A 2,234-nucleotide genomic window follows, 5' to 3' on the forward strand; every position below is an offset into this window, starting at 1 on the left:
GTGCTGGTCCACCAGGAGGTGCGCGGCGTCAGCAGCACGAGGGGCGGCCCCTCGCCCGGCAGGCGCGCGAAGACGTTGCTCGACCGGGCCGCGCCGCGGCGCCCGCTGACGATCAGCTTGGCGGCCGCGCCGCGCGCGGCGAGCGCGTTGAGCCAGGGTGCCTCGTGGCCCGGCAACTGCAGCACGGGCGGACCGAAGGGCTGCTGGCTGTCCTGGGCGTTGAGCGGCGCGAGGCCATCGCCGCGGGTGCGCGGCGCGATGACGATCCCGGCGACGCAGGTGTCGCGCCGCGCCTCCGCGAAGGGGTTGCCCGGCAGGCTCGCCGCGCGCGGCTCCATCGGCAGGACCGCGATGCGCTGCCCGCGGTCGAAGCGGCCAGGCTCCTCGAACGGGCCGAGCGTGCCGACCAGCCCGCCAGCATCCGTCGTCCCGCCGTCGAAGAGCGGCAGCCCTTCGACCTCCCGCCCGTCGGCGATCAGGGCGGAAAAGCCGGGAATGAAGCGGGAGAAGGCGACGGGAACGAGCTCGGCCTCGGCACCGGTCGCGGCAGCCAGGTCGCGCAGCCAGGCGGCAGAGGCGGCGTCGTGCGGCGTGCCGGCGCGTCGTTCGCCGAGCGCGTCGTAGGCAGCGAAGAACTCGGCTGCGTTCATTCGAGGCGGGCTCCGGAGATCTCGACGAGGCGGCGGAGGCGGGCGACCTCGTTGCCCCATTCGGCGGCATAGGCGGCGGGCGTGGGTGCGAGGGTGATGTCGCCGCCCTCGCGGGTCAGCGTGTCGCGCAGCGCCGCGTCCTCGGTTACCACGCGGTTCACCGCGGCGTGGATGCGCGCGACGAGTGCCGGGTTCATGCCGGCCGGGCCGACGATCGAGCTGCCGGAGGTGATGACGGGGCCGTCGGGCACCGTCTCGGCCATGGTCGGCACGTCTGGCAGGGCGGGGATGCGGCGCGCGGCGGTGGAGAGCAGCACGCGCACCGCGCCCTGCTGCAGGCGCGGGATGACGATGTTGGAGATGGCGAAGGCGAAGTCGATCTCGCCGGTCTCGACGGCGAGCGTCGCCTGGTTGGCGCCGCGATAGGGCACATGCGTGCCCTCCGCGCCGATCGCCTTCAGCATGGCGGCGGCGGCCATGTGGGCGGGCGTGCCGACGCCGCCCGAGCCGTAGCGCAGGCCGCCGCGCCCAGGCACGGCATCGGCGCCCGCCGCGACCAGCAGCGCCGAGATGTCGCGCCAGGGTGCCGCCGGGCGCACGGCGAGCAGCGCCGGGTTCTCGACGATGGTGGCGATCGGCGTGAAGTCGCGCAGCACGTCGTAGCCAGGATCGCGGCCCATCACGGCATGGGTGATGGCGGTGCCGCCGCCCCAGAGCAGCGTCGTGCCGTCGGGCGCGGCGCGCGCCACCTGCTGCGCGGCAAGGAGGCCGCCCGCGCCGGCGCGGTTCTCGACCACGATGCTGGTGCCGAGCGCCTCCGCCAGCCGGACGGAGACGATGCGCGCGATGGTGTCGGAGGAGGCGCCGGCGGCGAATGGCACGATCAGGCGGATGGTCCGCCCCGCGAGGTCCTGGGCGCGCGCGATGCCGGCGAGCGGCAGCGAGGCGGCGGCGAGCAGAAGCGTCCTGCGGCGCATGGCGTCCTCCCTCTTCGTTGGAGGAAGCCTAGGGCGGCGGCGCGGGCGGCGCCAGCATCGCGCGCGCGACGTGGCGGAAGGGCAGCGCGGCGAGGTCGAGGGCGGCGGGGCCCGGGCAGTCGCATTCCACGATCGCCGCGCAGCGATCCGCGAAGGCGGCGCGGAAATGATTCTTCGCCTTGTTCGCCAGGATGCGCGTCGCGCCGAGGTCGATGCCGTGCAGCGAGAAGAAGGCCGGATCCACCGCGGCTTCCTTGCGGCCGGTGACGATGACGCGCAGCTCGCCGGCACGCAGCACGCAGGTGGGGCCGAGATGCACCGCCATGCCGCGCTCCATCGGGCCCTCGTTGACGAAGCGGCCGTCCGTGAGACGTTCGACCGTGGCGTGCCAGGCGACCGGCGCGCCGAAGGCGTCGGTGGTGCGGGCGCAGAGGTCGAAGCGCGCGCTCGCCCCCTGCCCCGCTTCGCGCGCCTGCGCGACCGTGACGGGGTCGTGCAGGAAGGCGAGGACGGTGGGCACAGGCGGGCCAGCGGCGAGCAGCGCGCCCAGCAGGCCGGGCGTGTCGGCGACCCCGCCCGAGAGCGGGTTGTCGGCCGGGTCGAGCAG

General features: G+C 75.3%; 3 protein-coding genes. All 3 read right to left on the reverse strand.

Going from position 1 to position 2,234, the window contains the following annotated elements:
- Positions 1-650: hypothetical protein (locus L2I40_RS22135; RefSeq protein WP_237217454.1), on the reverse strand; the 650-nt coding region annotated here is incomplete at its 3' end.
- Positions 647-1,627 carry a tripartite tricarboxylate transporter substrate binding protein gene (locus tag L2I40_RS22140; RefSeq protein WP_237217456.1) on the reverse strand — a complete coding sequence of 327 codons (981 nt, stop codon included), beginning with the start codon at positions 1,625-1,627 and terminating at the stop codon, positions 647-649. The genes L2I40_RS22135 and L2I40_RS22140, both read right to left, overlap by 4 nt.
- A 28-nt stretch (positions 1,628-1,655) precedes the next feature.
- On the reverse strand, positions 1,656-2,234 hold a 579-nt coding region (locus L2I40_RS22145), incomplete at its 5' end, for an MlrC C-terminal domain-containing protein (RefSeq protein ID WP_237217458.1).

Source organism: Falsiroseomonas oryziterrae (assembly GCF_021864505.1).
GTDB lineage: Bacteria > Pseudomonadota > Alphaproteobacteria > Acetobacterales > Acetobacteraceae > Falsiroseomonas > Falsiroseomonas oryziterrae.